This is a genomic window from Actinocatenispora rupis (assembly GCF_016861975.1).
Lineage (GTDB): Bacteria > Actinomycetota > Actinomycetes > Mycobacteriales > Micromonosporaceae > Actinocatenispora > Actinocatenispora rupis.
Window position 1 is genome coordinate 165,906 of record NZ_BOMB01000012.1, and the last position, 12,207, is coordinate 178,112.

At 73.3% G+C, this 12,207-nt stretch carries 9 protein-coding genes and 1 pseudogene; 2 read left to right on the top strand and 8 right to left on the bottom strand.

Going from position 1 to position 12,207, the window contains the following annotated elements; translation table 11 throughout:
* The first annotated feature begins 12 nt into the window (after positions 1 to 12).
* A complete protein-coding gene (locus Aru02nite_RS11150; RefSeq protein WP_203657362.1) occupies positions 13 to 723 on the top strand; it encodes an alpha/beta fold hydrolase in 711 nt (236 codons plus the stop codon).
* Between the two features lie 85 nt (positions 724 to 808).
* Here Aru02nite_RS11150 and Aru02nite_RS11155 read toward each other — a convergent pair whose 3' ends face one another.
* Entirely contained in the window at positions 809 to 2,422 is a 1,614-nt protein-coding gene (locus Aru02nite_RS11155; protein WP_373324859.1) for an ATP-dependent DNA ligase, read from the bottom strand.
* A 966-nt stretch (positions 2,423 to 3,388) separates the two neighbouring features.
* On the opposite strand from Aru02nite_RS11155, the gene Aru02nite_RS11160 reads away from it, so the two are divergent.
* The gene (locus tag Aru02nite_RS11160; RefSeq protein ID WP_203657563.1) at positions 3,389 to 4,204 is read left to right on the top strand and encodes a metal-dependent hydrolase; all 816 of its coding nucleotides are present in this window, start codon (positions 3,389 to 3,391) and stop codon (positions 4,202 to 4,204) included.
* A 16-nt stretch (positions 4,205 to 4,220) separates the two neighbouring features.
* Here the strand turns inward: Aru02nite_RS11160 and Aru02nite_RS11165 are convergent, their stop codons facing one another.
* The 7 genes and pseudogenes from Aru02nite_RS11165 to Aru02nite_RS11195 all read right to left on the bottom strand — a co-directional run bounded on the left by Aru02nite_RS11165 (position 4,221) and on the right by Aru02nite_RS11195 (position 12,067).
* The gene (locus Aru02nite_RS11165; protein ID WP_203657364.1) at positions 4,221 to 4,496 is read right to left on the bottom strand and encodes a DUF4190 domain-containing protein; all 276 of its coding nucleotides are present in this window, start codon (positions 4,494 to 4,496) and stop codon (positions 4,221 to 4,223) included.
* Positions 4,497 to 4,563: 67 nt separating this feature from the next.
* On the bottom strand, positions 4,564 to 5,325 hold the full coding sequence (locus tag Aru02nite_RS11170; RefSeq protein WP_239076611.1) for a site-2 protease family protein: 762 nt from the start codon (positions 5,323 to 5,325) through the stop codon (positions 4,564 to 4,566).
* Complete coding sequence (locus Aru02nite_RS11175) at positions 5,322 to 6,680, bottom strand: dipeptidase (protein ID WP_203657365.1); 1,359 nt, start codon at positions 6,678 to 6,680, stop codon at positions 5,322 to 5,324. Before Aru02nite_RS11175 ends, Aru02nite_RS11170 begins: the two co-directional genes overlap by 4 nt.
* Positions 6,681 to 6,767: 87 nt before the next feature.
* Positions 6,768 to 7,922, bottom strand: coding sequence for a M48 family metallopeptidase (locus tag Aru02nite_RS11180; protein WP_203657366.1), 1,155 nt, complete (start codon positions 7,920 to 7,922; stop codon positions 6,768 to 6,770).
* 837 nt (positions 7,923 to 8,759) lie between these two features.
* Positions 8,760 to 10,442 (bottom strand): annotated as a pseudogene (locus tag Aru02nite_RS11185) (cobyric acid synthase); the annotation flags it as partial.
* 5 nt (positions 10,443 to 10,447) lie between these two features.
* Positions 10,448 to 11,458: a cobalamin biosynthesis protein gene (locus tag Aru02nite_RS11190; RefSeq protein ID WP_203657367.1), complete on the bottom strand. Its 1,011-nt coding sequence runs from the start codon at positions 11,456 to 11,458 to the stop codon at positions 10,448 to 10,450.
* 48 nt (positions 11,459 to 11,506) lie between these two features.
* The gene (locus tag Aru02nite_RS11195) at positions 11,507 to 12,067 is read right to left on the bottom strand and encodes a single-stranded DNA-binding protein (protein WP_203657368.1); all 561 of its coding nucleotides are present in this window, start codon (positions 12,065 to 12,067) and stop codon (positions 11,507 to 11,509) included.
* Between the last annotated feature and the right edge of the window lie 140 nt (positions 12,068 to 12,207).

Genomic DNA, 12,207 nt, shown 5'->3' on the forward strand with positions numbered 1-12,207 from the left:
AGCGTGGCCGGCATGACGACGTTCGTACTCGTACCGGGGTTCTGGCTCGGCGGCTGGGCCTGGCGACCGGTCACCGACACACTCCGCGCCCACGGCCACGACGTGTACCCGCTCAGCCTCACCGGCCTCGGGGACCGCGCCCACCTCGCCCGCACCGACACCGACCTCGACACCCACGTCACCGACGTGCTCAACCTGCTCACCTACGAGGACCTGCACGACGTCGTACTCGTCGGCCACAGCTACGCCGGGTCCGTCGTCACCGTCGCCGCCGACCGGATGCCCGAGCGCGTCAGCCGCCTCGTGTACGTCGACACCGGCCCGCTCCCGGACGGCGCCACCCAGCAGGACTTCGCCGCCGACCAGGCCGCGACCCCCGACGCCGACGGGCTGCTGCCGCCCCCGGACTGGGCCGCCCTCGCCGCCGACGTGTCCACAGTGGACGATGCCGCGGTCGCCCGGCTGACCGCGCTCTCGGTCGGCCACCCGGCCGCCACCGCCACCACTCCGATCCGGCTCACCGGAGCCTGGGAACCCTTGCCACGCCTGGGAATCCTGTCCAGCTTCACCGCCGACCAGGTACGCGCCATGGCCGCGAACGTACCGCTCATGCGCCACATGGCCGGCGAACGCTGGCAGTACGAGGAGCTGCCGACCTGGCACTGGCCCATGATCAGCCGCCCCGCCGACCTCGCCCGCATCCTCCACGAAAGCACCCGCTGAGCGGTCAGCCGTCAACCGGCGGGCGCCGTCGCCCGCCGGTATCGGAGGGATCCTGCACGGCACCAACCGCTCAGTGGGGCGGCCGTCAGCCGCCGGGCACACCGCCGGGCTCGCCGTCGCCTCCCGCCGCGCGCCAGATCGCGCGCACCGTGTCGATCGTGTCCGCCTCCGCCGCCGACTTGTCCTCCCGGTACCGCAGGACGCGGGCGAACCGCAGCGCCATGCCCGCCGGGTACCGGGGACTGGTCTGCACGCCGTCGAACGCGATCTCGACCACCAGCTCCGGCCGCACGTACACGACGTGGGCGTCGCGGCGGACGGCGAGCTGCTGCAACCGCTCCGTCTGCCACGCCAGCATCGCGTCGGTCAGACCCTTGAACGTCTTGCCCAGCATCACGAACCCGTCCGGCCCGGCCGCGCCCAGGTGCAGGTTCGACAGCAGGCCGCGGCGCCGGCCGTGCCCCCACTCCACCGCCAGTACCACCAGGTCGAGGGTGTGGCGCGGCTTGACCTTGAGCCAACTCCCGCCTCGCCGGCCCGCCTCGTACGCCGCGGTCGGCGACTTGATCACCACGCCCTCGTGCCCCGCCGCCAGCACCGCGGCGAACCGCTCCGCCGCCGCCTCCGCCGTCCCCACCATCCGACGACCGACCCGCTGATCCCCCGGTACGACCCGGTCCAGCTCCGCCCAGCGTCGCGCCGCCGGCTCGTCGAGCACGTCCGCGCCGTCGATGTGCAGCAGATCGAAGAAGTACGGCCGGAGCGGCAGCACCTCGGCGCCCGGCGACCGGCGCCCCACCCGGCTCGCCGTCACCTGGAACGGCACCGGCCGGCCAGACTCCGTCAGCGCCAACGCTTCCCCGTCGAGTACGGCCGAGTCGACGGGGAGCGCGCGGACCGCGGCGACCAGCTCCGGCACCCGGGAGGTGATGTCGTCCAGGCTGCGGGTGAAGATCGCGACGTCGGCACCGTCGCGGTGCGCCTGCACGCGCACGCCGTCGAGCTTGTCGTCCACCGCCACCTCGGCGCCGTCGGCCGCCAGCCGGCCCACCGCGTCGCCGATGTCCGTCGCGGGCTGCGCCAGCATCGGCGACAGCGGCCGACCCACCGCCAGCCGGAACTCCGCCAACTCGGCCGCACCACCGCGCAACGCCGCCGCCGCGACCGCCCGCAGATCACCCGACAGCAGCACCGCGCGGCGCACCGTCGTACCCGCCACGTCCGCCGCCCGCGCCACCGCATCGGTCATCACGCCGGCCAGCGCACCCTGGCGTACCTCACCGGTGATCAGGCCGGCCAGAAGCCGCCGCTCGTCCTCGGTCGCCGCGCCGAACAGCTCCGCCACCAGCGCCCGCCGGCGACCCGCCGACCCCGCGCCCCGCTGCTCACCGATCCGTTCCAACGTCGCGTCCACCGCCGCGACCGACAACGTCGGCTCGGTCGCTGCCGCCGGCAGCTCCCGCAGACCCGCCCAGCCCACACCGATCTGCCGCTGCCGCAACTCACCCGACAGGTACGCCACGCCAGCCGCCACCTCGTCCGGCTCCAACCGGCGCAGACAGTCTGCCAACAGATCGATCTTGGCAAGCCGCGACCGGGTCGCGGCCACCCCGGCCGAGACCGCCGCGAGATCGGCGAACAGCACGCCCCCATCCTGCCCGCTCGGTACGACAGTCCGGCCAGGTTCGCCGGTGGTCATCGATGGGACGGCCGCGTGGCGCATGCCGGGGCAGCTGCCGGTCGGCGCTACTGCCCGAGCGCAGAGGGCGGTTTCACTGCCGCTCTCAGACCGCGTTGACGGCCGCGCATCACCGGGGTTGCGGCCCTACGGTCCTTGCGGCCCTTCGGTCGTAGCTGGGTTGCTGCCCTTCGGTCGTGGCCGGGACTGCTGCCGCTCGGTCGTGCCTGGCGTTGCTGCCCTTCGGTCGTGTCTGGAGGTCGTGGCCGGGGTTGCTGCCGTTCAGTTGTGCCTGTGTCGCTGCCGTGCCGTTGTGCCTGGGGTTGCTGCCGTTTGGTGGCGGCCACGCGGTCGCGGTTACTCCCGATGGCCCGTGTGGTGGCCTGCGCGTGCCTGGTTTGTTCAGCCGCTGGTCGCCGGATGGGCTCAGGCCGCAGCTGCCCACGGTTGGGGTTCCTGCGCCATGGTCATCACCGCTTATGGCTGAGGGGCTCCCCGCGTTGGGGTTCTTGTCGCCTGTGGTGCGGCTACCGCGCTGTGGGCGTTGCCGCGCGTGGACGGGGCTACTGCGTCGAGGATGTTGCCGCTCGTGGATGGGGTTACTGCCAACCTCGCCGTCCTAGGAAGCTGGACCGATATCTGTCGGCGTCGGGAGGATGCCGGCGCGCCGCCGGGCCAGGCGACGGATCGGCAAGCGGCTGCGCTGACACCCGGAATGGTCCCTGCGCGCGTTGGCGGCACCGGCGGCGCCGCGGGATGACCCCGGGGTGCGTTGGTGGCGCCGGAGGCGCGGCGCCGGACTGTCCGCTTGTGGGCGCCGGCCACGGCGAGCGCCGACGGTGCCCGGGAGTACCGAAAAGGGGAAGTGGCACCGGGGCGAGAGGTGTGGGACGGGTGGCGAGGGTCGGATACCGGACGGGGGGAACGTCGTACCCATCTGGCACAGTGATGGCCACGGTTGATCAAGGGACGCGGGAGGCCGTGATGGTGATGGGGCCGACACATGCGGTGTCGGGTGCCGCTGCGTGGCTGGCGGGATGTTGGGCCGCCGGGCACTGGTGGCACTACCACCCGGGCCCCGTCGAGCTCGGCGTCGGTGCCGCGGTGTGCGCCGGTGCCGCGCTGCTGCCCGATCTCGACCTGTCCGGCCGGGTCACGGCGAACAAGGGCGGCGCGACGGTGGCGCACACGTTCGGCGTGGTGTCGCTGTTCTTCGCCGAGTGCGTGGAGAAGTTCTCGCTCGGGGTGTACAAGCTGACCCGGATGAAGCGGGATCCGCAGCGGCACAACGGACACCGCACCCTGACGCACACGTGGCTGTTCAACATCGGTCTCGGGTTCGGCGTGGGCGCGCTGTGCACGCGGTTCGGCAAGTGGGCCGTGATCGGTGTGCTGTTCGTGATGTTCGGGCTGGCGATCCGCGGTGTGCTGGCGGAATGGGCGAAGAAGCGCGGCTGGCTGATCACGACGCTGCTGTCCGCGGCCGCCGCCTTCGTGGCGTACGCGTTGCTGCCGGCGGGTCGCGGTTATCCGGTGATCGGCGCGGCGATCGCCGCGGGCGGGATCGTGCACACGTTCGGCGACATGATCACGAAGGCCGGGTGTCCGATCCTGTGGCCGCTGCCGACGGGGCGGCGCACCTGGCGCGAGTTCGGCATTCCGGACGCCATCGCGGTCGAGGTGGGTGGCGGTGTCGAGCGGCGACTCCTGCTGCCGCTGTTCGTGATCGTCGCGATCGTGGCCGGGATCGCCGTGGCCGCACCGGATGTGGTGCAACGCGTCGTGCAGGCGGCGCTCGCCTGAGCCGGGCCGCGCCGGGTCAGTAGACGTTGCGGTAGGCGCCCTTGGCGTTCGCGACGATGTTGCCGATGATCGTCAGCGCGGCGATCACGATCGCGATGATGCCGAGGGTGGGCTGCCGGCCGACCCGGCGCGCGTTCATCAGGCTGAGCACGCCGAACACGACGCCGAGCGGGCCGCAGCACAGGGCGAAGATGATGCCGAGCACGCCCCACATCGTCGTACGGTCCTTGCCGACGGCCGGGCCGACCGGCTGCTGCGGGCCCGGCTCGTACGGCGGAGGTGTCGTCGCCATCGACCCCCCTCATCGCCGAGTTGCACCGATGGTAGGTGAGCCGACGACGCGTGGTGACGCGAATCGTTCAGGTCCAGAAGCGGAACAGGTGGTCGCCGTAGAAGATCGCGGCCTGCGGCACGCCGAGCCCGCCGCTGATCGCGTCCACCAGGCCGAAGAACAGCGCGTTCACCCGCGGCTCCCACAGCAGCGCGAACACCAGCAGGATCCCGTACGGCTGGATCATCCGGGCGCCGCGCCGCCAGTGCGCCGGCAGCCACGGTTCGAGGATCCCGTACCCGTCGAGGCCGGGCATCGGCAGCAGGTTCAGCACGCTCGCGGTGATCTGCAGGAAGCACAGGAACGCCACCGCCGACCAGAAGTCGACGTGCCGCGACGCCGACAGGTCCTGCCAGAACGGTACGGCGAGCGCGATCACGAACACCACGTTCATCGCCGGGCCGGCCGCGGAGATCAGGCTGTTCCGCAGCCGGCCGCGGATCCGCGAATGGTCCACCCAGACCGCGCCGCCCGGCAGGCCGAACCCGCCGAGCAGCACGAACACCAGCGGCAACACCAGGGACAGCAACACGTTCGAGTACTTGAGCGGGTTGAGTGTCAGGTAGCCGCGCTCGGCCACGCCGTCGTCGCCGAACCGGAACGCCAGGTAGGCGTGCCCGTACTCGTGCAGGCACAGCGAGACGAGCCAGCCCGCGGCGACCATCAGGAACGCGTCGACGCGGACGTTGCCGAACCCGGCCCAGGTCATCCAGCCGGACACCAGCAGCAGCGCCACGAGGCCGAGGAAGATCGCGGACGGGCGGCGCTGGGGATGGGTCGCGGGGATCACCGGTCCGCCGGGGCCAATCTCGCCAACAGCAGCGCCTCGGCGAGGCACGCGCGACGCCACTCGCCGAGGTGCAGGCTCTCGTTGGCCCCGTGCGCGCGGGAGTCGGGGTCCTCGACGCCGGTGACCAGGATCGCCGCGGACGGGAACGCGTCGGCGAACTCGGCCACGAACGGGATCGACCCGCCGATGCCCATGTCCACCGGCGCCGCCCCGTCCCACGCGGTACGGAACGCGTCGCGGGCCGCCTCGTACGCCGGGCCCGTCGCGTCGATCTGGTACGGCGCGCCGACCTCACCGCGCGTCACGGTCACCGTCGCGCCCCACTCGCCGCGCGCTTCGAGGTGCTCGACCAGCGCGGTCAGCGCGGCCTCGGCGTCCTGGCCGGGCGCCAGCCGCAGGCTGACCTTGGCGCGGGCGGCCGGTACCAGGGTGTTCGACGCGTCCTTGACCGTGGGGCAGTCGATGCCGATGACGCTGATGGCCGGCTTGTTCCAGTTGCGTTCGGTGATGGAGCCGGAGCCGATCAGCTCGACGCCGGGCAGTACGCCGGACTCGGCGCGCAGCCGCTCCTCCGGCATCTCCACGCCGGTCGGGCCGGCGTCGTGCAGGCCGGCGACGGCCACGTTGCCCGCGTCGTCGTGCAGCGTGGCGAGCAGCCGGCACAGCCCGGTCAGCGCGTCCGGCACCACCCCGCCGAACATCCCGCTGTGTACGGCGTGGCTCAGCGTGCGCACCTCGACGTAGCAGTCGACCAGGCCGCGCAGCGACGTGGTCAGCGCCGGGGTGCCGATGTCCCAGTTGCCCGAGTCGGCCAGCACCAGCACGTCCGCCGCCAGCAGATCCGAGTACTCCCGGAGGAACTTCTCCAGCGTCGGCGAACCGCACTCCTCCTCACCCTCGATGAACAGGGTGACGCCGACCGGCGGCTGCCCGTCGTACGCCCGGATCGCGGCGAGGTGCGCGGTCACGCCGGCCTTGTCGTCGGCGGCACCCCGCCCGTACAGCCGGTCGCCGTCCTCGGTCGGCTCGAACGGCTCGGTACGCCAGTCGCTCGTGTCGCCGACCGGCTGCACGTCGTGGTGCGCGTACAGCAGGACGGTGGGGGCGCCGGGCGGGGCCGGAATGCGCGCGACGACGGCCGGCTGGCCGCCCTCGACGGTCAGGATCTGCACGTCCGGCACGCCCGCCGACCGGCACAGCTCCGCCACCATCTCGGCCGACCGGCGTACCTCGCCGTGGTCGAAGCCCGGGAACGCGACACTCGGCACCCGGACCAGCCGCTCCAGGTCCCGCCGTACGTCGGGGAGGACCCGGTCGACGGCGGCCCGGATCTCCGCATCGGTGCGCGGGCTCATGCCGCACCTCCGGCGAGGTGCGACGGGGCAGGGCTCGGCTGGTGGCAGGGGTGCGTTGTCATGAGCCGGATCGTATGCGCGCCCAGGTCAGTCGTCGTCACCACCCGGGTCCTCGCCGCGCCGGGCGTCGCCCGCCACCCAGGCACGGAACTTGTCCGCGCCGGCCTTGGCCCAGTCACCCGCCACGTTCGCCCCGTCACCGAACCGGCGCAGCAGCCCCGCCAGCGGGTCCTGCGAGCGCGCGAACGCGTCCCGGTACGACTTCGCCGCGGCCTTGACCTCCTCGCTCACCGAGGCGTCCGCGTCGTCCTCGCGGCGCGCGTAGTCCCCGGACAGGATCCGCCGGTACTCCCCCGTCTCGACCCAGTGCCGCAGCTCCGCCGCGCGCGCCACCGGCATCGGGTGGGTCGCCGCCTCCAGCAGCATCAGCTTGATGAAGCTGTCGCGCAGGTCGCCGTTCGCCCGGTCGTACTCGTTGGCCTGGGCGAGGAACGCCGCCGTGTCGATGTCCGACAGGTCGCCACCGCCGGCGAACTTCATGTGCACCCGCAGCGCCGCCGCCGGGTCCTGTCCCGCCAGCAGTCCGGCCCGGTCGGACGACAGCTCGGCCTTCCGGTACCACTCCATCAGCGCGGCGACGATGCCGCGCAGCGCCAGCGCACCCAGCGGGATCCAGTTGAGCCCGCGTACCAGCTCGACCAGCCAGACCAGCAGCGTGTGGTAGACGGCGTGGCCGGACCGGATGTGGCCCAGCTCGTGGCCGAGCACGAACCGCAGCTCGTCGTCGTCCATCATCTGCACGGTCGCGCTGTTGACCACGATGAACGGCTTGTCCATACCGAACGCGCCCGCGTTGGCGAACGGCGTCTGCGAGACGTACAGCTCCGGCAGGTCGGCCGGCTCGCCGAAGTCCAGCGCCGCCGCGGCCTCCAGGTAGATGCCGTGGACCCGCGAGTACTGCCAGCCGTTGGCCCGGATCGCCGAGCCCAGGTACTTCATCCGGAAGTACCGCTCGTTGAACAGGCCGAAGAACTTGCGCAGGATCTCGTCGAACCCGCGCAGCTCACGCAACGCCACCAGGGCGCCGCGGTCCGCGGGGTGCTCCCAGGCGCGCGAGCTGATCCCGGTCAGGGTCAGCCGGCGGCGGGTCGGCTGGTTGCCGCCCTGCGATCCGGTCGAGTCCGACCGGCCCTCGCCCCCGCCGGCACCCCCGTCCGGTCCGCGTCCGGTGGAATCGGTCATCGTGCCCCTCCGTCTGCTCGCCTCGGGTTCTGCTCCTACGCTAGGTCGTTCCGGCCACCGTCGGCCTGCTTCCCGGCCCGCAACCTTCCCTTACGGGCAACCCCGGGCGGGTGCCCGATCGGGATTGATCCGGACAAACTCCGATGTCGGGCTGTGCGCTGTGCGGGGATCTCCGTCCACCAGGACGTCGACGTGGGCGTTGGTCCGGTCGGCGGCGAAGTGCACGTCCTCGTCCTGCATCCACCGGGTCCAGTCCGGCACCACGCCGGGTCCGTCCCGGCTGACCCCGCGGTCGAACCGGGTCCGGCGGGCCACCTGCACGAACACCGACCTCGACAACTCCGGCCGTACGATCGCGCGCGCGGTCGTCACCCCCTCCAACACCAGCACGTCGGGGAGCCCCACCTCCACCCGTTCGGTACGGAAGCGTCCGGCGTGCCAGTCGAAGCGGTGGTAGCCGGCGGGCTTGCCGCGGCGCAGCGGTGCGAGTACCCACTCCTCCAGGCGGGGCCAGAACGTCACGATGTCGAGCCAGCCCTGTAGCAGGTCGTCGGTGTGGATCAGCTCGGTACGCGCGCCGCGGTGGGTGAGCGCCTCGGTCAGTCGGGCAGCGAACGTGGTCTTGCCGGAGCCGGCGCGGCCGTCCACCGAGACCAGTCGTACGGGGCCGAGGTGGGGCGGAGCGGTGAGGATCTCGTCGGCCAGCCCGGCGTACGTCTCCACCGTCGGGCGGCCGCTGATCCACGGTTCCGGCGGCCGGGCGGGTGGTGGGCCGGCGGCGAGCGGGTCCGGAGTCTGGCCGGCGAGTACCGCGATGGTGTCCGTCGCCGGGTCGGTCGCGCCCGGACCGTCTGCGGTTGGCTCAACCGGGCCGGGTTGGACGCTGCCGTCAGAGGTCGGAGGCACGGCCGCGGCGTTGTCGGCAGGAGATGCGGTCGTGGGACCGGAGACGGATTCGTGCTCCGGGACAGCGCCGTCGGCGGACGGGTCCGGCGGGGCGCCCGGGGGTACGAATGGGAGCGTGGCGGGCGGGCCGCAGCGGATCAGGTCGGTCAGCGCGGTCGTGTCCAGGTGGTGCTCGACGAGGTCGCCGAGCCGGTCGAGGGAACGCTCGCGCAGCGCCCGGAAGTCGGTGTCCAGCGCGACCTCGAACCCGCGCCGCCCGGCGAGTCCGGCGATCTCGGTGAGGAACCGCCGCCGGAACTCGTCGCACTCGAACGCACCGTGCCAGTGCGTACCGAACACGGCGCCGGAACGGCAGCCTTCCGGCGCACCGTCGGCGCTGGTGAGGAACGAGGGGTGCGCGTCGTCGTACCGGACGGTGGCGCGGCCATGGTGGATCTCGTAGCCGGTGACGGGGGCGCCGAGGGCGGTGCCGTGCGGTCGGGCGAGCGTCTTGTCCGGCTCGAACACCACGTCGACCGGCAGCAGCCCCAGCCCGTCGACGCGCCCGGCGCCGCTCTCGACCGGGTCGTCCAGGGTCTCGGCGAGCATCTGGTACCCGCCGCACAGGCCGAGCACGGGGCGCCCGGCGGCGGCGCGCGCCCGTACGGCGTCGGCCAGGCCACGGCGGCGCAGCCAGTCCAGATCGTCCACAGTGGACTTGCTGCCCGGCAGGACGACGAGGTCGGCGTCGATCAGCTCGTCGGGCGAGGCGGTCAGCCGTACCAGGACGCCGGGTTCGGCGGCGATCGCCTCGACGTCGGTGGCGTTGGAGATGCGCGGGAGCCGGACGACCGCGACCCGCAACGGTTCGCTGCTGCGGGGCGCGGCGGGGCGCCCGACGAGCCGGCCGTCGGTGTACCCGAGCGAGTCCTCGGTGTCCAGCCAGAGATCCGGCTCGTACGGCAGGACGCCGAGGGTGGGGCGTCCAGTGAGACCGGTCAGCATCTCCAGACCGGGCCGGAGCAGTTCGCGGTCGCCGCGGAACCGGTTGACCACGAACCCGGCCACCAGCGCCTGGTCCGCGGGCGACAGCAGCGCGAGCGTCCCGTACGCCGAGGCGAAGAACCCGCCGCGGTCGATGTCCCCCACCACGATGGTGGGCAGTCCCGCGGCGCGGGCGAGACCCATGTTGGCGAGGTCGCCGGCGCGCAGGTTGATCTCGGCCGGGCTGCCGGCGCCCTCGCACACCACCACGTCGTACTCCGCGCGCAGGTCGGCGAGGGTGGCGGCGACGGTGTCGGCCAGCCCGGCTCGGACCTGTCGGTAGTCGCCGGCGCCGGTGTGGCCCCGGGCGTGGCCGAGCACGACGACCTGGCTGCGGCCGTCCGAGCCGGGTTTGAGCAGCACGGGGTTGAACCGGACGCTCGGCTCCAGGCCACAGGCGGCGGCCTGCATCGCCTGCGCGCGGCCGATCTCGCCGCCATCCGGGGTGACGGCCGAGTTGTTCGACATGTTCTGCGCCTTGAACGGCGCGACCCGTACGCCCTGCCGGTGCAGCCACCGGCAGATCCCGGCGACCAGCGTGCTCTTGCCGGCGTCGGAGGTCGTACCGGCGACGAGCACTGCACCGCGCAGCGTGCTCACCGCGACCGCCGCCGGGTGCGCAGGTAGCGGACGAGGGCGCGGCGGGCCGGGGCGGCGACGGCGTGCCCGACGGTGAGCGCGACGGCGGCCACGCCGATCGCCCGCGACAGCGTCGCCGCCCGCGATACGTCCTCGACGGTGGGCGCCCGCCCGGTGCCCAGGACGGGCCGGTCCTCGACCCGCCCCGCGTACACGTTGCGGCCACCCAGCCGTACTCCGAGGGCGCCGGCCATCGCCGCCTCGCACTGGCCGGCGTTCGGGCTCGGGTGGCGGTGTCCGTGCCGCAGCCAGGTGCCGAGCGCGGCCCCTCTGCCGCCCCCGGCCGTCGGCGCCAGCGCGACCGTCAACACGGCACTGAGCCGCGACGGTACGAGGTTGGCCAGGTCGTCCAGCCGCGCCGCCGCCCACCCGAACCGTTCGTACCGCGGGGAACGGTGGCCGACCATCGCGTCGAGCGTGTTGACGGCGCGGTACCCGACGAGGCCGGGCAGGCCGGCCAGCGCGCCCCAGCACAGCGGCGCGACGACCGCGTCGGAGGTGTTCTCCGCGACGGATTCGACGGTGGCGCGGGCGATCCCGGCCTCGTCGAGCGCGGCCGGGTCGCGCCCGCACAGGTGCGGCAGGCGGTCCCGGGCCGCGGCCAGGTCACCCTCGGCCAGCGCCGAGCCGAGCAACCGTGCCTCGCGCCGCAGCGACGTACCACCGAGAACGGTCCAGGTGGTGACGGCGACCGCGGCGGCGCGGGCGACGGGTCGGTCCCGGGTGGCGAGGGTGACGGCGGCCGCGGCGGCGACGGGCAGCCCGACAGCCGCGGCGACGAAGCCGATCCCGGCGGGCCGGTTCGGCTGGTACAGCCGGTGTTCCAGCCGGTTCGCGAGCGTGCCGAACGCCGCCACCGGGTGCAGCCGGCGCGGGTCGCCGAGCAGCGCGTCGAGCGCCGCGCCAACAGCGAGCCCGGCGCCGTTCGCCGCCGCCGTACGCCACGCTCTGCCGGCACGTCCGCCCATCGTCAACCCCTCCCCGAGAACCCGTCCACGCGCGAGCCTATGCGCCGGTCACGCGGCACCCGGCAGCGCGTCGTCCGCAGCCGCGCCCGCGGTCACCGGTACCGGACGGGGCTGGTCGAGGTCGAGCGGCGTGACGGTGGTTGCCGGGTCGCCCTCGTCGAGCGGCATCAGCGCGGAGCCGAGCGACAGCACGAACCCCTCCACCCGGTCATCCTCGTCGGGCACCGGATATCCGTTGGTACCGAAGGGAACCCGCTCGAACGTGGCGGTGCCACGGCTCAGGTCCGGCCCGACCGACGCGGCGTCGATCTCGTACGCCCAGCGGCGGGTGCCGTCCTTCCCCTGGTACGAACGGCTCGACAGGTTGCCCGCGACGACGACGGGATCGCCGCGCCGCACCGAGACCGACACGTTCTCCCCGAGGCGGCGCCAGCAGACGACCCGCAGGTAGAGCGAGTTGCCGTCGACCCACTGCGCCTTCTCCCGGTTGAACGTGCGGGCCGTGCTGCCGAGGTGGAAGCTGGCCAACGGCACGTTTCCCTTCCTGGTACGCAGGAAGCGCACGTCGCTGGTGACCGTCCCGACGACGGTCGTCCGGGTCTCGAACATCGCTGAAGATCCCTCTCGTGTCGGCGGACCGGCGTACGGCCGGTCGAAGCTGCACGGCCACCCTCGCCCGGATCCGGGGCCGCCGCCACCGCCTGTGGACGACGGAAAAGTGCCTGTGGACAACCCCCGCGTACGGCCGG